The organism is Bizionia myxarmorum, from assembly GCF_008086205.1.
Classification (GTDB): Bacteria; Bacteroidota; Bacteroidia; order Flavobacteriales; family Flavobacteriaceae; genus Algorimicrobium; species Algorimicrobium myxarmorum.
This window is the reverse complement of sequence record NZ_VSKK01000001.1, coordinates 1,398,980-1,422,692: the sequence shown is the minus strand read 5'-3', so window position 1 is coordinate 1,422,692 and position 23,713 is coordinate 1,398,980. Positions and strand designations below refer to the sequence as shown.

12 protein-coding genes, 2 tRNA genes and 3 rRNA genes are annotated in these 23,713 nt (G+C 35.8%); 5 read left to right on the top strand and 12 right to left on the bottom strand.

The features are described 5' to 3' along the window. Positions 1–27: 27 nt before the first annotated feature. From nhaD to ES674_RS06435, 3 genes are all read right to left on the bottom strand, one after another. Complete coding sequence (gene nhaD / locus ES674_RS06445; protein WP_148403134.1) at positions 28–1,437, bottom strand: sodium:proton antiporter NhaD; 1,410 nt, start codon at positions 1,435–1,437, stop codon at positions 28–30. A gap of 13 nt (positions 1,438–1,450) precedes the next feature. Continuing rightward, positions 1,451–2,677 carry a Glu/Leu/Phe/Val dehydrogenase dimerization domain-containing protein gene (locus ES674_RS06440; protein ID WP_148403133.1) on the bottom strand — a complete coding sequence of 409 codons (1,227 nt, stop codon included), beginning with the start codon at positions 2,675–2,677 and terminating at the stop codon, positions 1,451–1,453. 93 nt (positions 2,678–2,770) lie between these two features. Beyond that, on the bottom strand, positions 2,771–3,847 hold the full coding sequence (locus tag ES674_RS06435; RefSeq protein ID WP_246125981.1) for an anhydro-N-acetylmuramic acid kinase: 1,077 nt from the start codon (positions 3,845–3,847) through the stop codon (positions 2,771–2,773). A gap of 72 nt (positions 3,848–3,919) precedes the next feature. Between ES674_RS06435 and ES674_RS06430 the strand changes: the two genes are divergently transcribed. Beyond that, on the top strand, positions 3,920–5,062 hold the full coding sequence (locus ES674_RS06430; RefSeq protein WP_148403654.1) for an acyl-CoA dehydrogenase: 1,143 nt from the start codon (positions 3,920–3,922) through the stop codon (positions 5,060–5,062). Between the two features lie 49 nt (positions 5,063–5,111). Here ES674_RS06430 and ES674_RS06425 read toward each other — a convergent pair whose 3' ends face one another. The 7 genes from ES674_RS06425 to ES674_RS06395 form a co-directional block, all read right to left on the bottom strand. Beyond that, the gene (locus ES674_RS06425) at positions 5,112–7,544 is read right to left on the bottom strand and encodes a helix-turn-helix domain-containing protein (protein WP_211359267.1); all 2,433 of its coding nucleotides are present in this window, start codon (positions 7,542–7,544) and stop codon (positions 5,112–5,114) included. Positions 7,545–7,636: 92 nt separating this feature from the next. Further along, positions 7,637–7,745 (bottom strand): 5S ribosomal RNA (gene rrf / locus ES674_RS06420). A gap of 129 nt (positions 7,746–7,874) precedes the next feature. Then, positions 7,875–10,702: ribosomal RNA gene (locus ES674_RS06415) — 23S ribosomal RNA — on the bottom strand. 229 nt (positions 10,703–10,931) lie between these two features. Further along, a tRNA-Ala gene (locus tag ES674_RS06410) sits at positions 10,932–11,005 on the bottom strand. A 136-nt stretch (positions 11,006–11,141) separates the two neighbouring features. Next, positions 11,142–11,215, bottom strand: a tRNA-Ile gene (locus ES674_RS06405). 153 nt (positions 11,216–11,368) lie between these two features. Continuing rightward, positions 11,369–12,894 (bottom strand): 16S ribosomal RNA (locus ES674_RS06400). Together the 16S, 23S and 5S rRNA genes with 2 tRNA genes alongside form the textbook arrangement of a ribosomal RNA operon. Positions 12,895–13,706: 812 nt before the next feature. Further along, entirely contained in the window at positions 13,707–15,683 is a 1,977-nt protein-coding gene (locus ES674_RS06395; protein ID WP_148403131.1) for a putative porin, read from the bottom strand. Positions 15,684–15,752: 69 nt separating this feature from the next. On the opposite strand from ES674_RS06395, the gene ES674_RS06390 reads away from it, so the two are divergent. The 4 genes from ES674_RS06390 to ES674_RS06375 all read left to right on the top strand — a co-directional run bounded on the left by ES674_RS06390 (position 15,753) and on the right by ES674_RS06375 (position 22,425). Then, positions 15,753–16,352, top strand: coding sequence for a ribonuclease HII (locus ES674_RS06390; protein ID WP_148403130.1), 600 nt, complete (start codon positions 15,753–15,755; stop codon positions 16,350–16,352). A 64-nt stretch (positions 16,353–16,416) separates the two neighbouring features. After that, entirely contained in the window at positions 16,417–18,846 is a 2,430-nt protein-coding gene (locus ES674_RS06385) for an NHL repeat-containing protein (protein WP_148403129.1), read from the top strand. A 118-nt stretch (positions 18,847–18,964) separates the two neighbouring features. After that, positions 18,965–19,621, top strand: coding sequence for a hypothetical protein (locus ES674_RS06380; protein ID WP_148403128.1), 657 nt, complete (start codon positions 18,965–18,967; stop codon positions 19,619–19,621). 56 nt (positions 19,622–19,677) lie between these two features. Continuing rightward, on the top strand, positions 19,678–22,425 hold the full coding sequence (locus ES674_RS06375; RefSeq protein ID WP_148403127.1) for a CHAT domain-containing protein: 2,748 nt from the start codon (positions 19,678–19,680) through the stop codon (positions 22,423–22,425). Here the strand turns inward: ES674_RS06375 and ES674_RS06370 are convergent. After that, positions 22,418–23,137 carry a tetratricopeptide repeat protein gene (locus ES674_RS06370; protein WP_148403126.1) on the bottom strand — a complete coding sequence of 240 codons (720 nt, stop codon included), beginning with the start codon at positions 23,135–23,137 and terminating at the stop codon, positions 22,418–22,420. The two genes, ES674_RS06375 and ES674_RS06370, sit on opposite strands and share 8 nt — an antisense overlap. Next, positions 23,130–23,705 carry an RNA polymerase sigma factor gene (locus ES674_RS06365; protein ID WP_148403125.1) on the bottom strand — a complete coding sequence of 192 codons (576 nt, stop codon included), beginning with the start codon at positions 23,703–23,705 and terminating at the stop codon, positions 23,130–23,132. The genes ES674_RS06370 and ES674_RS06365 overlap by 8 nt, the downstream gene beginning before the upstream one ends. Positions 23,706–23,713 lie beyond the last annotated feature (8 nt).

Genomic DNA, 23,713 nt, shown 5'->3' with positions numbered 1-23,713 from the left:
TAACGCTATAAATCGATCAAAATTATACTAAAAAATGGTTCTTGTAAACATAAATGCTATGGCACCGACAATAAAGCCAACTAGGGCCAACCAAGAAATGTTTTTAAAATACCAGAAAAAGTCAATTTTCTCCATTCCCATAGCCACAACTCCTGCTGCAGAGCCAATAATTAACATACTACCACCTGTTCCAGCAGCATATGCGATAAAATGCCAAAGCTCATGATCTATGGAATGGTTAAACATTCCCAAACTCGCGGCGACTAAAGGAACGTTGTCAATAACAGCTGATCCGACGCCCATTAATAAAACCACCAAATCTGAAACGGGTCCACCAGTATCACCCACATTATGGAATTCTGTACCTAACATAGGCATGTTATCTTGTAAGGTTGTTGCAAAACCAAATAATATTCCTAAAGATTCTAAAGCCGCAACAGCCATTAAAATTCCTAAAAAAAATAATATACTCGGTAATTCAATTTTTGCTAATGATTTATGTACGGGACTATGATGTCCTTCATGATCTGCCGCTTGATCTGTATCAAAAGACATGGCAAATTTTCTATTACTATAAATTTCCGCAAAAATAGCGACCACACCAAGCGCTAACATCATACCAACATAAGGTGGTAAATGGGTAACCGTTTTAAAAATAGGTACGGAAACAATTCCACCTAAACCTAAATAAAGCATTTTGGCACTATATCTACTTTTTGGTTTTTCTTCACCTGCTTCTGGGTTATCAATATTACCTTTAAAGGCTGGTAAAAAAGAGGCAATAAATGTAGGTATTAACATACATAATAAAGACGGTACAAATAAGTAAACGAATAAATGTCCGGTAGTTACTTTTTTACCAATCCAAAGCATGGTCGTTGTTACGTCACCAATTGGAGACCAAGTACCACCAGCATTGGCAGCAATAATAATTAAACCAGCGTACCAAATTCTTACGTCACGATTATATATTAATTTTTGAAGAATAGATATTAAAACAATTGTAGCTGTTAAGTTATCAATTATTGCAGACAAGAAAAATGCTAAAAATGCGAATATCCAGAGAATGCGGCTTTTACTTTTTGTTTTTATAAAGCCTTTGATAGTTGCGAAACCATCAAAATAATCAATGATTTCAACAATAGTCATGGCACCTAAAAGGAATATTAAAATTTCTGCAGTTTTACCTAAATGATGTAATAGGCTTTCCTCCATGATTATTAACTTTTCTTCTTGACCTAACAATCCGAAATTATCAACAATCGCATGCTTTGCTGAATCAAACCAAAGCGGGAATGAATTTAAGCCTAAAGCAATTAGTGCCCAACATATGGCCATCATGACCAATGCAGGAATTAATTTATCAATTTTTAGGTTATGCTCTAAAGTAATGGCTAAATACCCAACAATAAAAACGATAATAATTATTGATCCCATAAAATTCTGTGTATTAAACTAGTTGACGTAATGCGATTTCAAAAGCAGTTTTACTCAATTCTTTTTTCGAAGTATTCTCCTTATAAACATTTTGTAAAGCCTTTTTAATGGTTGCTGAAGTATCCTCAAAAATAGATTCATCCGTCATTTCTACTTTACTTTCCATTAAATATGCAAATACACGTGCCATACCACAATTGGATATAAAATCGGGTATTAAACTAATGCGCTCATCGGTATGCTCCATAATAGGACCAAAGAAAATTTCTTTATCGGCAAATGGCACATTGGCGCCACATGATACAACTTCCAAACCACTATTTATCATAGCATCTACTTGCTCTTTCGTAATTAAGCGCGATGCAGCACATGGTAAAAATATTTCAGCTTCTAGTTCCCAAACTTTCTCATTCATTTCTTGAAATGGGATTAAGTCATCGCCACCAAGCGTATTTCCTTGTTTATTTAGATAGAGGCTTGTTACTTCTTCAAAAGTGAAACCGTCTTTATTAATAACGCCTCCAGCAATATCCATAATGCCGACTACTTTAGCGCCCATTTTAGACATATAAAAAGCAGCAGCGGCTCCTACATTTCCAAAACCTTGAACTACGACACGTTTTCCTTCTACAGAACCTCCAAAAATATCATAATAATGTTTTACCGCTGTAGCAACCCCAAAGCCTGTAATCATATCGGCAACGGTATATTTACGTTCTAAACTTGGCGAATATTTAGTGCTTTCAATAACTTTAATAACACCGTGACGTAATTGTCCTATTCTATTAATTTTTTCGCCTGGGGTTGGTTTAAAATGACCTTCAAAAACACCTTCTTGTGGATGCCAAAGCCCCGTTTGCTCCGTCATTGGAATCACTTCATGACTTTCGTCCACGTTTAAATCGCCACCCGTTCCATAATAACTTTTTAATAAAGGTGAAACAGCTTTAAACCAACGCTCTAAAACACCTTTTTTACGAGGATCTTGCGGGTCAAAATTAATTCCCGATTTTGCACCACCAATAGCTGGTCCTGAAACGGTAAATTTAACTTCCATTGTTTTGGCTAAAGATAATACTTCATTTACATCCAATCCTTTTCTCATACGGGTTCCACCGCCAGCAGCACCGCCTCTTAAAGAGCTAATAACCGTCCAACCTTCAGCTTCCGTTTCCGGATCTTTCCAATTGAATACAATTTCTGGTTGCTTATTCTCGTACTTTTGAAGTAAATCTTTCATTATATAGACATTAGTTTTTACTAGTAAGATATTCTAAATTTCCCAACAAATATAAAAAACAATAAACGGCAAAATATGAATTTTACCATAATTTTATGGATGATACATTTTTCCTGAACTATGATCGATTTTTGCTCCTGTAACACTGGCCAAACAATTTACTTCATTTCGAAATTTTAAGGCCCCCAATAAACTGAATATCAAGGCTTCTTTGTATTCGATTAAGGAATTATCGGGTATAGTAATTTCAGTAGATGTTTGTTCTTTAATTTGTTCCATTACAAACACATTATAAGCTCCGCCTCCTGTTATAAGCGTTTTACCTTTATTAATCTGATTTCCTATTTGAATAGCTACATGAATACTAAACGTTTTTAGAATATCAGGTGTTGCAAGATTAAAAGCATCTATACATGGAAAAATATACTGTTCAACCCATTCTAATCCCAGTGATTTTGGATACGGTTTTTTATAAAACTCTAGATTATTTAGTTCTTCTAATAAATTAGTATCACAATTTCCAGAAGCTGCTATTTTACCAGCATCATCATATTCTAATCCTAAAGTTGCTACGTAATGATTCAAAACAATATTAGCGGGACAAATATCATAAGCAATGCGTTTACCAGCTATTTCTGTTGAAATATTAGCAAAACCACCAAGATTTACACAGTAATTAAATTCTGGAAAAAGTAGTTTATCGCCAATAGGAACTAATGGCGCGCCTTGGCCTCCAAATTGCACATCTTGAAGTCTGAAATCACAAATAACATCATGGTTTGTTAAAACGGCAAGTTCTTTTTTATTACCAATTTGAACGGTTATACCATTTTCAGGCTGGTGCAAAGCCGTGTGTCCATGGGAACTTATGAAGTCTAATTCCGAAATATGATGTTTTTTTAAAAACGTATTTATAATGCCGCCTAGATACTGGGTATAATCCTCATCTATTTGGTTTAATTCTAATGAAGAAACCCCTACAAGGTTCTTCAGTTTAATGAGCCAATCCATGGAGTAAGCGATTGTTTCACAGGCTAAAAATTTGTAGTGCCATTTTCCATCATAACTCAAATTAATATATGCCAAATCCACACCATCCAGAGAGGTTCCAGACATAACACCTAATATTTTATAAGTAGAATTCATCATATCTGTAAAAATACTAATCATAATTGATAAAATGCGGCTAAAACATTATCTTTGCATTCACTTTTTTTTACAATTCAACAATTACAAATTACTATGGATTTTAATCTTACCGAAGAACATATAATGATTCGCGACGCAGCGCGCGATTTTGCACAGTCAGAATTATTACCTGGCGTTATAGAACGTGATAACAAGCAAGAATTTCCTCAAAAATTAGTTAGAAAGATGGGCGATCTTGGTTTTATGGGTATAATGGTAGATCCAAAATATGGCGGAAGCGGTATGGATGCCATTTCTTATGTTTTAATTATGGAAGAATTATCCAAAATTGATGCTTCGGCTTCAGTAATTGTTTCTGTAAATAACTCACTAGTTTGTTACGGTATTGAAGCTTATGGTAATGACGCGCAGAAAGATAAATATTTAAATAAATTGGCCACTGGTGAATTTGTTGGTGCTTTTTGTTTAAGTGAACCAGAAGCTGGAAGTGATGCCACATCCCAACAAACAACGGCAATAGATAAAGGTGACCATTATATTTTAAATGGCACAAAAAACTGGATTACTAGTGGTGGTCGTGCCGATGTTTATTTAGTGATTGCACAAACGGATAGAGATAAAGGACATCATGGAATTAATGCTTTTATTGTTGAAAAAGGTATGGCAGGTTTTCACGTTGGCCCTAAAGAAGATAAATTAGGAATTCGTGGTAGTGATACCCATACATTACAGTTTAATGATGTTAAAGTTCCTAAAGAGAATAGAATAGGTGAAGATGGTTTCGGTTTTACATTCGCTATGAAAACATTATCTGGCGGACGAATTGGAATTGCTGCACAAGCATTAGGTATTGCAGCTGGCGCTTATGAATTAGCTAAAAAATACTCCAAAGTGCGTAAAGCATTTGGTACTGAAATTTGCAATCATCAAGCTATTGCTTTTAAAATAGCAGATATGGCTACACAAATTGAAGCAGCGCGTATGTTAGTGATGAAAGCAGCTTGGGATAAAGATCAAGGTAATAACTATGATATGTCTAGTGCTATGGCAAAACTATTTGCTAGTCAAGTGGCTATGGATACTACTATTGAAGCGGTCCAAGTGCACGGAGGAAATGGATTTGTTAAAGAATACCATGTTGAACGTTTAATGCGTGATGCCAAAATTACACAGATTTATGAAGGTACTTCAGAAATTCAAAAAATAGTCATTTCTAGAGGTGTATTGAAAGACTAATCTTAAAAAGATTCTATAAATAAAATCCCAATGTTTCATTGGGATTTTTTTATTTAAGGCTTTCTAAAACTAGTCGTATTTCACCATAATCATACTTATCATCTAGCTGCTTTTTCAAGTCTGATAAATTTTCATAGGAAATTTTAGGAATGAGTTTTTCAAGTTCTTTAAAATGCGATGCACTCATTAAATCTGTTACTTTTATTTTACCACTGGAAATAAAAGTTACTAAATGACCAAAAATAGTATTCTCATTTAACTCCCGCACATTAGCAATTTCAGCAATAGTTTTACCAGATTTAAAAAGGTTTAAAGATTGCAATTTGGTATCCACTTTGGGTTCTTTCTTTTTTTCGGGTTTGGACAATTCTAATACTTCTTCAAATTCAATGTCATTTTCCTCACAAAATTCTTGAATCACTTCCAAAATAGCTGTGCCATATTTTTCAACACGCACTTTTCCCATATCCACAATATCTAAAAGTTCTTTTTTAGTTGTTGGCAAGGTTTCGCAAATGGCATAAAGCGCTTTTTGGGTGAATACTTGATAATGCACTAGATCATTTTCTTGAGCTATGTTGTTTCTTAAAACGCGAAGCAATTCAAATAATTCCACATTGGTAGTGCCATCAATAATTGCTTTCTTAAGTTTTTTAGGTTTTTCTTTAACCAAAAATACGGCTTTAGCGCGTAAATCTAAAAACAAGCGGGTTTTAAAACCATCAGTAAGTTCTTTAAAATATAAAATTTTAGTTTCTAAATGCTCTTCTATAATATCACTTTGGTTTGAAATATCCTTTTCCAAAGCCTGATTGTCTGTAGTGAAATTAAATTCTTTAAAAGAAGATACAATAGTAGAATCTAATTCCTTTTTAAAATACGAAACGGCTTTAATAAAACGCTCTTGAATTATGTTGCTCGTTTCAGGTAAATTTTCTTCATTAGAAATCGTTTTTAATTGATTATTGAAGGAATTACTAACTTTTAAAAGTTTAGTAACCGCATCTTTCATAGCTATTAAAGGTGCTTCTACTTTCCCTTCAATGCTCCCTCTATTTTTATAATATATATCCAAAATGCGATTCATAGGATATAAAAATGAATAGAAATCGAAAACTTCAGAAATCAATCCTAATTGAAACCTTTTTTGTGATGTTTCTAATTCCACTTCATCCGGCTGATTCTCATTGGCAGACTCATTAAACAAAATTACCTGACTATCACTAATTATTTGACTAGAGGTAATTTTACTCTTCAATACCAAACCTTCCAATGATTTACATCGGCTTAACGCTACATAAGTTTGCCCATGAGCAAAAGCACCTTGGGCATCAATTATAGCTTTTTCAAAAGTTAAACCTTGACTTTTATGAATGGTAATGGCCCAAGCCAAGCGCAAAGGTATTTGAGTAAATGATCCTATTTTATCTTCCGTTATAGCTTTTGTTTCTTGATTAACACTGTAGTTAATATTATCCCATATTTCAGGTTTAGTAACAATATTAAAATCGTCATCAGGACAACGCACTACAACTTCATCTTTATTCAACTTGATAACTTTGCCTATTTTCCCATTGAAATAACGTTTCTCTTGGGAACTATCATTTTTAATAAACATAACCTGCGCACCAACTTTTAAAGCTAAAGTTTCCTTATTGGGATAAGCATGCTCCGGAAACTTACCAGATAATTGGGCTTCAAAATTTTGAATTTTAGTTTTCAATGCGTCGAGCTCCTTTTGATTAGTAAGCTCTGCTCTATTATTATGCGTGGTTAACTGAATATAACCCTCATCTGCATTTGGACTGAAATCTGGTTGAAAGCGCTGATTTAATATTAATTCGGCTTCTTTAGAAAGTCTATTATTCCGAATTTCATTTAGAATGTTGATAAATTCGGGATTCTCTTGTCTATAAATATGTTTTAATTCTATAGTAATAGACTGACATTGTTGATAAGCATGACTACTAAAAAAGTAACCATTAGCATAATATTTTTTAAGCAAAGACCACTCATGATCTTTAATTACAGGAGATAGTTGTTGCAAATCGCCAATCATTAATACCTGAACACCGCCAAAAATCTTATTCTTATTCCGAAAGCGTCTTAATGTTTTATCAATACCATCTAATAAGTCGGCTCGTACCATACTAATTTCATCAATAACCAATAGATCCATAGATTTAATGATATTGATTTTAGTTTTACTGAATTTCCTATTAAAACCTTGAGATGCCTTCACATCCGCATCGGGTAAAATAGGCCCGAAAGGTAATTGAAAAAACGAATGAATAGTAACGCCCTTCGCATTAATAGCGGCCACTCCTGTTGGCGCAACGACAACAGTACGTTTAAGTGATTCGTTTTTTAATTTATGAAGAAAGGTTGTTTTACCAGTACCTGCTTTACCTGTTAGAAAGATAATTCTATCCGTTTCAGTGACAAACTGCCAGGCAAGATTAATATCAGGATTGGTATTCACGATTGATAATTTAGAATTTATCATGTAAATATACGAAGTATAAACATTTTAGAACAAAAAAAATCCTCTTCAGTTATGAAGAGGATTCTTAAAAAAGGCGGCGACCTACTCTCCCACGAGATGCAGTACCATCGGCGCAAACGGGCTTAACTACTCTGTTCGGAATGGTAAGAGGTGAGCCCCGTCGCTATAACCACCTTAAGTTATAGCTAAGGTAATAGGTTTTTAGGCCTATTACATCAGCGTCACATATAGATGTGACAAATATCTTAACATATTGAAAAAGAATTACATGATTTGTTTTGTAAACTTTGTATAAAAAAACAGGCGTACAATAAGCCTATGGGTTATTAGTACTACTCGGCTATGACATTACTGCCTTTACACCTATAGCCTATCAACGTGGTAATCTCCCACGACCCTTTAAAGAAATCTCATCTTGTGGTGGGTTTCGCGCTTATATGCTTTCAGCGCTTATCCCTTCCAAACGTAGCTACTCTGCAATGCTCCTGGCGGAACAACAGATACACCAGAGGTTTGTCCAACTCGGTCCTCTCGTACTAGAGTCAGATCCACTCAAATTTCTAACGCCCACTGTAGATAGAGACCGAACTGTCTCACGACGTTCTGAACCCAGCTCGCGTGCCACTTTAATGGGCGAACAGCCCAACCCTTGGGACCTTCTCCAGCCCCAGGATGTGACGAGCCGACATCGAGGTGCCAAACCCCCCCGTCGATATGAGCTCTTGGGGGAGATCAGCCTGTTATCCCCGGCGTACCTTTTATCCTTTGAGCGATGGCCCTTCCATGCGGAACCACCGGATCACTATGCTCTACTTTCGTACCTGATCGACCTGTATGTCTCTCAGTCAAGCTCCCTTATGCCATTGCACTCTACGCACGATTACCAACCGTACTGAGGGAACCTTTAGAAGCCTCCGTTACTCTTTTGGAGGCGACCACCCCAGTCAAACTACCCACCAAGCACTGTCCCCTTTTTTGAAGGGTTAGACTCTAGATAAGCAAAGGGTGGTATTTCAACAATGACTCCACAACGCCTAGCGACGCCGCTTCAAAGTCTCCCACCTATCCTACACATTACTTATCCAAAACCAATACTAAGCTATAGTAAAGGTGCACGGGGTCTTTTCGTCCCACAGCGGGTAATCGGCATCTTCACCGATACTACAATTTCACCGAGCTCATGGTTGAGACAGTGTCCAGATCGTTGCACCATTCGTGCAGGTCGGAACTTACCCGACAAGGAATTTCGCTACCTTAGGACCGTTATAGTTACGGCCGCCGTTTACTGGGGCTTCATTTCAGATCTTCGCCGAAGCTAAACCCTCCACTTAACCTTCCAGCACCGGGCAGGTGTCAGGCCATATACGTCATTTTTCAATTTAGCATAGCCCTGTGTTTTTGATAAACAGTCGCCTGGACTCTTTCACTGCGGCCCCCCCGGAGGGGGGCGACGCTTCTCCCGAAGTTACGCGTCTATTTTGCCTAGTTCCTTAACCATGAATCTCTCGAGCTCCTTAGAATTCTCATCCCAACTACCTGTGTCGGTTTAGGGTACGGGCTGCTTCACTCGCTTTTCTTGGAAGTCGATTTGCTGGATTATCACCGCAGCCGTAGCTTTAGTGTACTATCGGAGTGTTACCACATCCTTCAACGTACTATTCCGTCAGTACGCACCAACTTTTCGCCTCCGTCACTTTTAGTGTGAGCAGGTACAGGAATATTAACCTGTTGTCCATCCACTACCCCTTTCGGGTTCGCGTTAGGTCCCGACTAACCCTCAGCTGATTAGCATAGCTGAGGAAACCTTAGTCTTTCGGAGTGCGGGTTTCTCGCCCGCATTATCGTTACTTATGCCTACATTTTCTTTTGTAGCTTCTCCAGCAAGCCTCACGACTCACCTTCGACGACACTACAATGCTCCCCTACCACTTATTAATAAGTCCATAGCTTCGGTAATATGTTTATGCCCGATTATTATCCATGCCGAACCGCTCGACTAGTGAGCTGTTACGCACTCTTTAAATGAATGGCTGCTTCCAAGCCAACATCCTAGCTGTCTAAGCAGTTCAACCTCGTTTTTTCAACTTAACATATATTTGGGGACCTTAGCTGATGGTCTGGGTTCTTTCCCTCTCGGACATGGACCTTAGCACCCATGCCCTCACTGCTGATTATCATTATATAGCATTCGGAGTTTGTCAGGAATTGGTAGGCGGTGAAGCCCCCGCATCCAATCAGTAGCTCTACCTCTATAAAACTATAAAATCAACGCTGCACCTAAATGCATTTCGGGGAGTACGAGCTATTTCCGAGTTTGATTGGCCTTTCACCCCTACCCACAGGTCATCCGAAGACTTTTCAACGTCAACCGGTTCGGTCCTCCACTGTATGTTACTACAGCTTCAACCTGCCCATGGGTAGATCACACGGTTTCGCGTCTACCACTACTAACTAAAGCGCCCTATTCAGACTCGCTTTCGCTACGGATCCGGACCTGAAGTCCTTAACCTTGCTAGCAACGGTAACTCGTAGGCTCATTATGCAAAAGGCACGCCGTCACCCCCTAAAGGGCTCCGACCGCTTGTAAGCGTATGGTTTCAGGTTCTATTTCACTCCCTTATTCAGGGTTCTTTTCACCTTTCCCTCACGGTACTAGTTCACTATCGGTCTCTCAGGAGTATTTAGCCTTATCGGATGGTCCCGACTGTTTCATACAGGATTACTCGTGTCCCGCACTACTCAGGATACCACTATGTTTGTCTTCTTTACCTATACGGGACTATCACCCTCTGTGGTCGCTCTTTCCAAAGCGTTCTAATTCATATGACATTCAATGTTGTGGTCCTACAACCCCAAATTTGCCGTAACAAATCTGGTTTGGGCTAATCCGCGTTCGCTCGCCACTACTTACGGAATCACTATTGTTTTCTTCTCCTCCGGGTACTTAGATGTTTCAGTTCTCCGGGTTTGCTCACCTTACGGTGTAACATGTCTTCAACATGCTGGGTTGCCCCATTCGGATATCTGCGGATCAACTTGTATGTGCCAATCCCCGCAGCTTTTCGCAGCTTATCACGTCCTTCATCGCCTCTGAGAGCCAAGGCATTCCCCATACGCCCTTATTTAGCTTATTGTACTATTTGCTTTTTTAATGAGTTTACTGTGATTAATTAAAAGCTCGTAACCCTAATTAATCACTTTTTTAATCTAATAATTAGACGATTCTAATTATTAGATTTCATGTATCTTTTTCAATATGTCAATGAACGTTGGTTCTCTAATAAATTAGAGACCTCACTTGGTTGTCTTTCAATTAAATTGACAGCATTCCTTATGAGATACCCACTTTCGTGAGTATGTTTGTGGAGAATATCGGAGTCGAACCGATGACCTCCTGCGTGCAAGGCAGGCGCTCTAGCCAGCTGAGCTAATCCCCCATGTTCTAAATGAAATTTCGAAATATAAATTCCTAATTCCAAAAAGGAGAGGTATCTCAACTTCTAAAATTTCCTTTCAGTATGTAATGAACGTTTTCAAACCTTAATTAATCAAGTTTTGAACTCTTTTTTGTTGTAGTCTCAGGCAGACTCGAACTGCCGACCTCTACATTATCAGTGTAGCGCTCTAACCAGCTGAGCTATGAGACTCTTTTCAGTTTTTAAGTGTTTTAATTCAATTTTTAGTATTAAATACTGCATTATGAACTATTATACTGTGAACTGATATTATTTTAAATTAACAGCTTGAGAATAAGCCACTTCTTTTATTTAGAAGTATTCAAATTAGTCGTCTTTCTCTAGAAAGGAGGTGTTCCAGCCGCACCTTCCGGTACGGCTACCTTGTTACGACTTAGCCCTAGTTACCAATTTTACCCTAGGCCGCTCCTTGCGGTGACGGACTTCAGGCACTCCCAGCTTCCATGGCTTGACGGGCGGTGTGTACAAGGCCCGGGAACGTATTCACCGCATCATGGCTGATATGCGATTACTAGCGATTCCAGCTTCACGGAGTCGAGTTGCAGACTCCGATCCGAACTGTGATAGGGTTTATAGATTCGCTCCTGGTCACCCAGTGGCTGCTCTCTGTCCCTACCATTGTAGCACGTGTGTAGCCCAGGACGTAAGGGCCGTGATGATTTGACGTCATCCCCACCTTCCTCACAGTTTGCACTGGCAGTCTTGTTAGAGTTCCCGACATGACTCGCTGGCAACTAACAACAGGGGTTGCGCTCGTTATAGGACTTAACCTGACACCTCACGGCACGAGCTGACGACAACCATGCAGCACCTTGTAAATTGTCCGAAGAAAAGTCTATCTCTAAACCTGTCAATCTACATTTAAGCCCTGGTAAGGTTCCTCGCGTATCATCGAATTAAACCACATGCTCCACCGCTTGTGCGGGCCCCCGTCAATTCCTTTGAGTTTCATTCTTGCGAACGTACTCCCCAGGTGGGATACTTATCACTTTCGCTTAGTCACTCAGTCCGAAAACCGAACAACTAGTATCCATCGTTTACGGCGTGGACTACCAGGGTATCTAATCCTGTTCGCTCCCCACGCTTTCGTCCATCAGTGTCAGTGTATTATTAGTAATCTGCCTTCGCAATTGGTATTCTATGTGATATCTATGCATTTCACCGCTACACCACATATTCTAACTACTTCATAATAACTCAAGATAACCAGTATCAAGGGCAATTCTACAGTTGAGCTGCAGACTTTCACCCCTGACTTAATTATCCACCTACGGACCCTTTAAACCCAATGATTCCGGATAACGCTTGGATCCTCCGTATTACCGCGGCTGCTGGCACGGAGTTAGCCGATCCTTATTCTTACAGTACCGTCAAGCCCCGACACGTCGGGGTGTTTCTTCCTGTATAAAAGCAGTTTACAACCCATAGGGCAGTCTTCCTGCACGCGGCATGGCTGGATCAGGCTTGCGCCCATTGTCCAATATTCCTCACTGCTGCCTCCCGTAGGAGTCTGGTCCGTGTCTCAGTACCAGTGTGGGGGGTCCCCCTCTCAGGGCCCCTATCTATCGATGCCATGGTAAGCCGTTACCTTACCATCAAGCTAATAGAACGCATACTCATCTTTTACCGCCGAAACTTTAATTATCAATTGATGCCAACTAATAATACTATGCGGTATTAATCCAAATTTCTCTGGGCTATCCCACTGTAAAAGGTAGATTGTATACGCGTTACTCACCCGTGCGCCACTCGTCAGCAAATTAGCAAGCTAATTCCTGTTACCGTTCGACTTGCATGTGTTAAGCCTGCCGCTAGCGTTCATCCTGAGCCAGGATCAAACTCTTCATCGTTAATTCTTAAATATTATTTAACAACTAATCGAAATAGATTTAATTCTCTAATTACTCAAAATGGTTTATTCTCTTTTGTTCAACTTAACCGTTTCCAGTTAAATCTTACGCTGTCAATTCAATATGTCTATGAACTTTTTAATCTGTTTCTTAAGGCGTTTATCTCTTAAGCGGGTGCAAATATAATTACTCTTTTTGTAACCCGCAAACTTTATTTTAGAAAAAATTTAAATTTTTTCCCAAACTCCGTTTTCAATATTTCCTCTGGAACTTTCTAAGAACGTTGCCGTTTTTAGCGGCTGCAAATATACAACCTTTTTTATTCCTGCAAAGCTTTTTTAGATTTAAATTGAAATTAAATTCTAATGTCAAAATCTTAATCTTTATTGTGCTTCTCAATGAACGTAGCTTCCAACAGCGTTGCCGTTTTTAGCGGCTGCAAATATACAACCTTTTTTATCCCTGCAAAGCTTTTCTTGATTTAATTTGAAATTAATTTTTTAACCTCCTATCTTAATCCTTTTTTGCCTCTCAATGAACGTAGCTGCCAACAGTGTTACCGTTTTTAGCGGCTGCAAATATACAACCCAATCTTTCCCTTTTACAAGCTTTTTTTAAAGTATTTTTGATTTAATTTTCTAAAAGCAGAATATCAAGACGTTACAACTCAAATTTTATAATCCTAAATGCACTTTTAATGTGCTTTGAACCGCCTTTGTTTGGAAATGGGATTATAAGTGGGATTTTAGGTAGGAATTTGGGGTTGTGTTATACTATATATAGATATGAAAAGCACATTTCAGTTCTTCATATTATAAAAAGAAGTTCCAAACTACACCAAACCGAACGGCAAAATCTCTGTATGGATAATTGGGTGCTGAATAAAAATTGTATCCAGTCCAAGCCGAATTGAAATGTTCTGCCTTCAAGTAAATCCGTATTTGGCTAATTTTAGCATTTACGAAAAAATCGAATCTTGGGAAATTTCCATAGTCACGATCGTTCTGAACATAAAATTCTGCCAATAATGGATCATAGCCATTCATTTTATAATTACTGAAGTAGCTAAAGGTAATTCCCGTTTGCAGGAATAGCGCATCTTTGAAAAAGCCATTAGAATACATCAAGGTATTGCGCGTTGTTAATTCAGGCAGATTAAACACGGCGCCATTATCCTGAACATTCTGATACATGATGGTATTATATAAGGTAAACTTTCTAAAAAAATCAAAACCCTTCTCCCACCTCACCTTAACGTAACTTATAGATTGATCGGTTTGAAATGGTTTTATTAAATTATTAATACCATCTTTCTTAAAATAGGTGAAGTCGTTGATGTTTGTGAAATCTAAAGTGGCTGTTCCTAATAATTTAGATTCCACCAGGAAACCCAGTTGCTGTGTTTTGGTATTTTTAAAGCTGTTTTGCCAGTTGTAGTTAGCATATACACTTTGAAATAATTGATAGTTATAATTTGGCGCTCGGGAATTGTGGTTTACATGTGCTCCAAATTTGAAATTCTCGTTCATTGTATAAGAAGCGTTTCCGGATATATAGTTGCCATCGAAATCGCCAGTTACATTCAGGCCCGCTTCCGCATGAAGTTGGAAGCCGCTAATAATTTTGTTGTAAGCACCATTTACCGATACGACATCACCTTTCAATCTGTTGGTAATATACCGACCATTTAATAAGGCTACCTTATCATAACCATAATTATAGTTGGTATGGGCTACATTGAATTTTACATTACCTATAATGTTGTTCTCATAATTTAAACCCAATTCATTGTAGAAATTCTCCAGCGTTACACGATCTCTTAATCCTTTAGATTGAAAAGCATTACCAAAATAATCGTTGGCCGCATCTTGATTATATTCATAAAACTTATCTTCAAATGAAATAACATGATTAACACTTAACGCATTTTTAGATAAAGAATCTGTAGGTTTAATAATGTAGTAGTAATGATCTAAATGAAAACGCTTCCCTTTAAGGATGTTTTCAGCATCTTGAAAATTAACCGCTAATACCCCACGATCTAGAAATTCTGGATTGCCGGATTCGAAAAAAGGAATATTATCATCGCGAACGCCGCCGTTTTCTTGATTCATTAAATCTTGCATCACAATATGTGCATTGGCAAAATACCGTCTGTTTTTGGTATTATAACTAGTAGTAAACCTAAAATTCCCTGTACTGGTTAGGATATGTTGGTATTTACCTAAAGATCGCAATCCTTTATATGCTAGAGAAAAGTTGAGCTGTTTAGAGGTATTCACTGTAAAAAACGCATCAATCTGCTGACCTTGTTTAAATGCCGTTTTGTAATATAACTCCGTAAATGGTGTTGGAACTTGATAATACTTAATATCTTCAATTTCCATATAATTAAAATGGCGTGCTCTTGCTCCAAACAATGGCATGAGTGCATCTTGTTTATAAGTATAGCTTAAGGAATTATAGGTTTGGCCAGCATTTGAAAAAGGAAGCAATTCAAAATTATCGCGACGTAGGTAGTTGAATTTATACTCTTTTTGAATGGTTAAAGTCGTATCAACATAAGTGGTATCATTACTTTCTGTTATAATAAGGTACTGCTCTATTTTAGCATCTAGATTTTTAATATCCTTAATACTGGTACTTTCAGTGGATCCTCTTGAAACCGAATCGTTATAACGCGGGTTTGCTTGATCAACAGTTCCCTCGCTATTTATTCGCTGTTTTATTTGACCAACCACTAAATTCATGCAGAACACTAAAAAAAACGCTAAAATTATTTTCCTCATAATTATTTTTTCGACCTTGCAAATGTATATACAATTTATAATACCGTTGTTATATTAAGAATTATTTACATGCTAAAATTACACTATTCAAATTTTAAAAACGAATGCGGCACCGACGAGGCTGGCAGAGGTTGTTTAGCCGGACCTGTTACAGCAGCAGCCGTTATTCTTCCTGAAAATTTTAAAAACGGTTTATTAAACGATTCTAAACTTCTATCAGAAAAGAAACGCAATATATTGAAACCTATTATAGAGTCCGCCGCTTTAACATTTAGTTTTGCGCATATTTTTCCAACGGAAATAGATGAAATTAATATATTAAATGCTTCTATTTTAGCCATGCATCAATCTATAGCCAGTTTATCTATTAGTCCTGAATTCATTATTGTGGATGGCAATAGGTTTAAACCTTTTGAAAAAATTCCACATGAAACCATTGTAAAAGGCGATTCGAAATTTTTAAGCATTGCGGCAGCTTCCATTTTAGCTAAAACTTATAGAGATGCTTATATGGAAACTATTCATGAGGAATTTCCTATGTATAATTGGAAGCAAAATAAAGGGTATCCCACTAAAGAACATCGGGAAGCCATTAGAAAATATGGTCCTACAAAATACCATAGAAAATCCTTTCGACTACTGCCAGAACAACTAAAAATGCCATTATAAGTTCGGGAGTATTCATTTTAAAGCTATTATTTATTTATGTAGTTTTGTACAAACTCTCCCTTCAATGAAAAACATTTGGTTTTTATGTATTTTAAATCTGCTTTTTATAGGTTGTAATTCTTCACAAAAGAAAACGCAATTAATGGATTACTTAAATAATGACGCAGCCGTTATTATAAAGGTGAAAAATGTAGGCAGCTTGAAAAGCAATATTAGTAATAATGCTTTTTTAAAGGCTTTGGAGGTTTCGCCAAGTTATGACCGACTTTCAGAAAAACTGAATCTTTTACACTATTTAAAAACGGAAGATGATTTATATCTCTCCTTATTTCAAATAAAAGATAGTTTAGAGTTTTCTATTGTAACAAAATTAAAGTCTGATTTGTTTTTAATAGATTCACTTCCAAACCATAGTATTGAAACTTTAAAGTATGCCAAACACACCATTACTAAAAGCGCGGTTGGCAAACACGAGTTATTTAGCATTGTAAAAGATAGCGTTTTTATTGGAGCATCTACCAAAGACTTATTAATTTCATCTCTGGAAGATGCTAAAATAGACTCCAAAATTAAAGCCTTAATTAATTCTTCAAATGCCGAGAATCAACTTTCCGTTTTCATAAATAAACAAAAAGAGAATCGTTTAAATAGCTTTTTTATAGATGCGGAAATTAGCACCTTAACTTTAACCGACTATTTGTTTTTTGATATGGATATTGAGCAAAATGCTCTAAAACTAAATGGTGTTATAAAATCTGCCGATTCCACGAAAAAATTAATAGATGTTTTTAAAAACACATCACCACAAGAAAACAAACTTGCAACTATTACACCAGCTAATAGCGATGGTTTTTTAAGTTTGACATTTGGTGATTATGCTGTTTTCAATAAAAACCTCAACACTTTCCGAAAAGTAGATTCAATACAAACAACCACACTTTTGGATAATGTTATTGAAGCGGGTGTTATTTATGAAGGCTCCAATCGCGCCATTGTTTTAAACTCTTTGGATGTCTTCATTACTAAAGATGCCTTACTAAACGATCAAGATATTATAGAAAACTATCGAGAAATTGATATTTATAATTTTAGTCAACCGGAATTATTCTACAACATTTTATATCCATTTGTAACTTTTAAGGAAGCTAACAAATATTGCATCGTTGATAATTTCGTGATTTTCTCTAACGATTTAGAAATGCTTCACACTATTATTGCTAGCTATAAAAACCAAACAACCTACAGTTCCCGCAATCATTATAAAACGTTAACGGATCAGTTTAGTGATGAATCGTCTATGTTAAGTGTTGTAAATCCTAGTTATTTGGAAACTATTGTAAACCGAAATTTAAAGGATAGTTTAAATTTGATATTGGATGCTTTTAGCACAACGGGTTTACAATTTATATATGATACAGATTTTGCACATGTGAACGCTGTTATTCAAAAAGGAAAAACGCGAGCAGTAGAAAATGCTGTAACTGAAATTGCCGCCGTAAAAATAGATGCCGATATTTTAAACGTCCCACAATTGGTAACCAATCATAGTACTAGCGAAAAGGAAATTGCCGTTCAAGATATTAAAAACAATCTCTATCTAATTTCTAGTACTGGAAAAATTCTGTGGAAAAAACAACTTCAAGGCGCTATTCTAGGTAAAATTGAACAGATAGACATGTTTAAAAATGGCCGTTTACAATTAGCATTTGCCACCACCAATCGTGTTTATGTTTTAGATAGAACGGGGAAAGACGTGGCTCCTTTTCCTTTGAAATTTAACGATCCTATTACCCAACCGCTTTCTATATTTGATTATGATGGAAATAGAAAATACCGCATTATGGTTACCCAAGGAAAAAATGTCTTGATGTTGGATGACTCAGGGAAATCAGTAAAAGGTTTTAATTTTAGTGCTGCGGCAGATAATTTAATTCACAAACCCCAACATATTAGAATTGGCAGGAAAGACTATTTACTTTTTAAAACGGTTAAAAAGCTATACATTCTGGATCGGGTTGGAAAAACACGTGTAACGCCAAAAGGAGATTTCAACTATTCAGATGAAGCCGTATATTTATTTAATGGAAATTTCGCCACTACAACTACGAATGGGAAACTAGTCACTATAGATTCCAAAGGAAATACCTCTACTAAAGATTTAGGATTAACGGATAGTCACCATTTAGAAACCACCACTAAAACGCTGGTTGCTTTATCTGAAAATCGTTTAACCATTAAGAACAATACGTATGAATTGGATTATGGTAATTATAGCAAACCGAATATATTCTATTTGAATGATAAAATTTATGTATCCGTAACCGATAAGCAAACGCAGAAAGTATACCTATTTGACAGCAATGCTAAACTCATGGCAAACTTCCCTGTTTATGGTACTTCAGCTATAGATATGGCAAATATGGATAAAGGAAGAAATTTAGAATTTGTAACAAAAGGTGATGCGAATACGGTTTTGATTTATCAGATTAACTAATTAAAATCAGTTATTTAAAAATAAAATGATGTTTTTTCACAATAAAATGTAGTTAAATATGTTAACTTTATAACATACCCCATATTAAAGTATCTATTATATAATTAATATTAGAATTATGAGAAAAACGATTTTCACTCTACTCCCAATGCTCCTCCTTATTTTTATGGTAGTGAGCTGTGAAGACGACGAGGATTTAACTGGCGATAATAACGATAAAATTGTTTTAACCACTGAAAACAATTTGTATGAAGGTGATTTATATGTTATCTATTTAGAAGAGGAAATAGACGATACGCAAAACACCATTCTTATGCTTCAACAAATGATTGAAAATGGTGAAGGTACTGCTGAAATAGAATTACAGTTATCAGAATCAGAAGCACAATTGCAAATACTTAATGATAATTTAGCCTATCAAATAGGTATCGAAGTGGAATATCTTTTACCACCACGTAAACCTAGAAGACCACCAAATCCACCGCCTCCACCATCACCATGTATCGGTTGTGTTCCATTGGAAGGCAATTTTTCTTATTTAACGATTACTCCAGACATAACAAATATAACTATCCGGTTTTTAGATTATAATACCGAAGCGGAACTAGAGGTGGTAAATTTTAATGTCTTTAATCCTTCAGAAGATTATAATGGGGTTGTTTCTATCCAACCAGCATCTTTAAATAATTTTAAAGGTCAAGTTATTATTATTGTAGAAAGACAAGACGTCAATGATGTTAAAACTTCGTACAGCTTAAACGCTCGGTTTTATTAATCTAAATACATATCATTATAAAAAAGCTTTTTGTAGTTTTACTTAAAGCTTTTTTTATGCGCTATATTAAAATATTGGTTTTTATCATAACCGTTTCTCAAATCAGTTATGCCCAAAATGCATCTTATATAGATGATCTAGATGCAGACTTTGAAAAAGCCTATGAATATTATTACAGTTCTAAAGATTCCTGCTATTTTTATTTCAATCGAATTAAAACAACGGCGACAGCGAATCAAGATATCCCCTATTTACTTGAAGCTTTATTAAGAGAGTCTTGGTCAGCCAATTTTCATAATGATTTACCGATCATCAAAAAGAATCTGCGTCAATTAGATTCTATTGAAAGAAATAATAAGGGTGTTATAGATACGCTCTATTTGAGAAATTATTATAAAACATCTATTCAGTACACCAAAGGACTTTATGAATACGATTTAAACAATTATAAAAATGCCTTAAAGTATTTCAATCAGTTTGTAAAAACCATTGAAGATAATCCTGACTATTTAGAAGATCCGGAAGTTTTAAAATTGTATTTATCTACAACAAGTTTTATAGGAAACCTTTATGTTAAAGAAGGTAAATACAAGCTTGCTACAGATTTTTACGAAAAAAACTTAAGAACCATAAGACAAAATGATGACATTGGTATTGGCTTTTCTAATAACATTCAAATTTTACTGGCTGATATTTATCAAAAAGAAGGTCAATATGAAAAAGCGAATAGCAGTATCCTTAAAGTTTTAGATTATTATATTTCGATTACCAAAAACAACAATCGCGTTATTACTTCCTATCAACGCGTTGTTGAAAATCATTTAAAACTAGGCCAATCTGATAGCGCTCGATTCTATTTGGCTAAAATGAAACCTTTTATTTCGGAAAAGCATCCGCTATCAAAAATATATCTTGCCTCAAGTGCTCAAATAAATAAAGCATTAAACAATTATAGTGCTGCAGAAAAGGATTTAGAGCACGTAATCGGCTATCTCATAGCTAAAAACAAACCTTTGCCAGATGAAGAGTTAGCGCAAGCTTATCAGGAAATAGGCTTATTACATATGTATTTTAGGCAACCTAAAAAAGCTTTGTCTTCTTATGAATTAGCAATTCATAAAATTGCGGATCCTAGTAAATCGACCTTAAGCCAAACTATTTATTTGCAAATACTAAAAAACAAATTAGAAGCCTTAAACAGTTTGGGGTCTTATCAGGAAAGTTTAGAAACAACACAATTAGCTCTAGATGTACTTGATAATTTAAAGCCATCGTTTAAGAACAATTCAGATAAAATGTTTTTAATGGAGGACGCATTTCCTGTTTTCGAATCGGCGTTAGAAGCAAGCTTTAATTTGTTTGATCAAACACAAGAAGATTCTCTTATTGATAAAGCTTTTTATTATTCTGAAAAGAGCAAAAGTGTATTATTAACAGAAGCACTTTTAGGAATGCAAGCCACGGAATTTGCTAATATTCCTAAAAATATAACTGAAAAAGAACAGCTTCTGAAATCCCGAATTACCTATTTAGAAAAGCAATTAAACAATTCTCCCAATGATGAGTTGGCATCTGAATTATTTGATGTTAAAAAAACATACCGCGAATTGATCTCCACTATTGAAACAAACTACAAAACCTATTTCAATTTAAAATACAACGCTCAAGTTATTTCATTAAAGGAGGTTCAAAATTTATTGGATTCTAATACCGCTTTAGTTTCTTATTTCTACGGAAACAAGGCCATTTATAGCATTACAATTACCAATAACAGCAAATCGATAAATCAAGTAAATCATCATGATGCCTTGGAGAAAAATATTAATAGCGTTTATTCTATGTTGAAAAATCCGAAATCGAATTTGGAGGACCTCAACAACCAATCGTTTCAGCTATATTCTTATTTAGCGGAACCAAGCATAAAAAATCTAAATGAGGAAAACATCATCATTATAACAGATGGCTTGCTAAATTATATTCCATTTTCCAGTTTATCTGTCAATGGTGCTTCTAAATATTTAATACAAAATCACGCCATTAGCTATGTTAATTCTGCTACGTTATTTAAACAGCTTTCAGAAAAGGAAGTTATGAATACGAAGGTTCTAGCATTTGCTCCAAGTTTCACGGACTCAAAATCCAGTAAATTATTGGCTTTACCACATAACAGAACGGAAGCCGAAGATATTCTAAAGTATTTTAACGGTAAAACCCTAACGGATAATGATGCTACACTTCAAAATTTTAATTTAGAAAGTACCAATTATGGCGTTTTACATTTTGCAACCCATGCCATATTAGATGATGAAAATCCCGAATATTCCTATTTAGCATTTCAACCAAAAGAGAATGGTAGCAGTTTATTATATGTAAGTGATTTGTATAATTTAAACCTCAACACCAGTTTAGTAACCTTAAGTGCTTGCGAAAGCGGCATTGGTGACTTAAAACGAGGAGAAGGTTTTATTAGTTTAGCGCGCGGATTCTACTTTAGTGGCGTTACTAGTATTTCAAGCACCTTATGGAAAATTAACGATGCTTCCTCTTTGAACATTATGGAAGGCTTTTACAAAAACTTATCTGAAGGTTTAAATAAAAGTCAGGCATTGCAACAATCACAAATTTCTTTTATAAAGGACAATAGCCAAAATGCCTTGTCGCATCCGTATTATTGGTCGGGCTTTGTTATTTCAGGAAATACTAAAGCCATGGTGACTTCTAATAACTGGATTTGGTATGTCGTTGGCTTTACTGGACTTATTGTAGTTGGCTATATTATAAGGAAACGCCGGAAATCTAGTTAAGTTTTTTCAACAACTCTTTCGCTTCTGCTTGATTGTAACTGTAGTTGGCAATTAATTTTTCTAAATAATCGGTAGCCTGCTCTTTATTCTTTTCTTTAATAGCTATTAAAGCTAAATACCAAGTTGACTCCGCTGCGAAATCAGTTTTATTTGAAACTACTTGTATAAATAATGGCTTCGCTTTTTCAAGATTATCTATAATTAAATACGACTGTGCTTTATAAAACGGAATATATTTCTTTTGATCAGCTTCTGGAATCTCATTAAAATAATCTAAAGCCTTCTCATAATTTTTGGTTTCATAAGCTACAAAAGCATCGCGTTCTGCAGAAACAGCATCATCACCTCGCGTAATGGAATAAGCCGTATTTGGATAAGCCGTAAAATTAGAAGCGTATAAATTGTCATAATTAGTACGGAATATGGAATTATAGCCAAACCAGCCCATTAAAAACAATAAGCTCGCGGCAATGGCCAAAAAGGCAAATTTGAAATTCGTGTTTTTAGGTGTTTTAAGTTCACTTTCAAAACCTTGCAATTTGGTTTTTAAAGCATCAGACTCATGACTTTTAATAGCTTTCTTCAAATTATTTTCATAATCAAATTCAGACTTAAAGTCGGGGTCTGTTTCCAGAAGTTTTTTGAATGTAATTTCCTGTTCAGCGGTTAAGCTGTTAGAAAAATAGTGATATATTAAATCTTGATTATTCATTGCTATTGCTATTAATACGTTCTTTAAGGGTTTTCATACAACGTGATTTGGCACTTTTTACTACATTTTCGCTGGTATATTCACTAGTTTCAATGATATCTTTAATAGTATACCCGCGGTAATAAAATAAGGTAAGCAGTTCTTGACATTTTTTACCTAATGTAGAAAAGTGCTTTTTCAATAAAACTTGCTCTGTTGTTAAATCATCCAGATCTAAATCAAATGAGGCATCCACCAAAGCATCACGTTCTCTAATAAGCGACAAATCAAAATCTGGATTTATAGTCTTATTATTTTTTCTCATTTTATCAAAAATTAAATACTTCCCAATACTGAACAAATAGGTTGAAATAGAGCTTGTAAATCCCTCTATTTTACCTTCCATTACATTATTATAGAAAATAATATAGGCATCTTGATAGACATCAATAGTATCGTCTTGCGACAGATTATACTTTCTAGCAAAATTGAGAAACTTCTCCCGATTGTCTTCATAAATTTCTTTAAACAGTCTATCGGAGCCTTGTTTTAAGTCTTCAATTGTAATGTTCTCTTGAACGCTTTCCATTTAATAGC

Coding starts and splice junctions, on each gene's coding strand:
- nhaD (WP_148403134.1), bottom strand. CDS start 1,437: ATGGGATCAATAATTATTATCGTTTTTATTGTTGGGTATTTAGCCATT.
- ES674_RS06440 (WP_148403133.1), bottom strand. CDS start 2,677: ATGAAAGATTTACTTCAAAAGTACGAGAATAAGCAACCAGAAATTGTA.
- ES674_RS06435 (WP_246125981.1), bottom strand. CDS start 3,847: ATGATTAGTATTTTTACAGATATGATGAATTCTACTTATAAAATATTA.
- ES674_RS06430 (WP_148403654.1), top strand. CDS start 3,920: ATGGATTTTAATCTTACCGAAGAACATATAATGATTCGCGACGCAGCG.
- ES674_RS06395 (WP_148403131.1), bottom strand. CDS start 15,683: ATGAGGAAAATAATTTTAGCGTTTTTTTTAGTGTTCTGCATGAATTTA.
- ES674_RS06390 (WP_148403130.1), top strand. CDS start 15,753: ATGCTAAAATTACACTATTCAAATTTTAAAAACGAATGCGGCACCGAC.
- ES674_RS06385 (WP_148403129.1), top strand. CDS start 16,417: ATGAAAAACATTTGGTTTTTATGTATTTTAAATCTGCTTTTTATAGGT.
- ES674_RS06380 (WP_148403128.1), top strand. CDS start 18,965: ATGAGAAAAACGATTTTCACTCTACTCCCAATGCTCCTCCTTATTTTT.
- ES674_RS06375 (WP_148403127.1), top strand. CDS start 19,678: ATGCGCTATATTAAAATATTGGTTTTTATCATAACCGTTTCTCAAATC.
- ES674_RS06370 (WP_148403126.1), bottom strand. CDS start 23,137: ATGAATAATCAAGATTTAATATATCACTATTTTTCTAACAGCTTAACC.
- ES674_RS06365 (WP_148403125.1), bottom strand. CDS start 23,705: ATGGAAAGCGTTCAAGAGAACATTACAATTGAAGACTTAAAACAAGGC.